The sequence below is a fragment of the Streptomyces sp. SID9727 genome (assembly GCF_010550605.1).
GTDB lineage: Bacteria > Actinomycetota > Actinomycetes > Streptomycetales > Streptomycetaceae > Streptomyces.
This window is the reverse complement of record NZ_JAAGNI010000492.1, coordinates 1-315: the sequence shown is the minus strand read 5'-3', so window position 1 is coordinate 315 and position 315 is coordinate 1. Positions and strand designations below refer to the sequence as shown.

Below are 315 nucleotides of genomic sequence, written 5' to 3'. Positions count from 1 at the left end.
GGCGCTCGGCCGCCCCTACGTGTGGGGCGCCAGCGGGCCCTCCGGGTTCGACTGCTCCGGGCTGATGAAGTGGGCCTGGGCCCAGGCCGGGGTGAGCCTGCCCCGGACCTCGCAGGCCCAGCGGTACGCGGGGCACATGGTGCCGCTCTCCGAGGCCCGCCCCGGGGACCTCGTCGCCTACCGGGCGGACGCCAGCCACATCGCGATGTACGTCGGGAACGGCCAGGTCATCCATGCTCCGTACCCGGGCGCTCCGGTCCGCTACGACCCCGTCGGCATGATGCCCGTCTCCTCGGTCACCCGGGTCTGACCGCG

The 315-nt window shown here is 74.6% G+C and carries 1 protein-coding gene; it reads left to right on the top strand.

The features are described 5' to 3' along the window. Positions 1 to 310, top strand: a 310-nt coding sequence (locus G3I41_RS33815; RefSeq protein ID WP_164404345.1) for a C40 family peptidase, incomplete at its 5' end; no start/stop codon positions are given. Between the last annotated feature and the right edge of the window lie 5 nt (positions 311 to 315).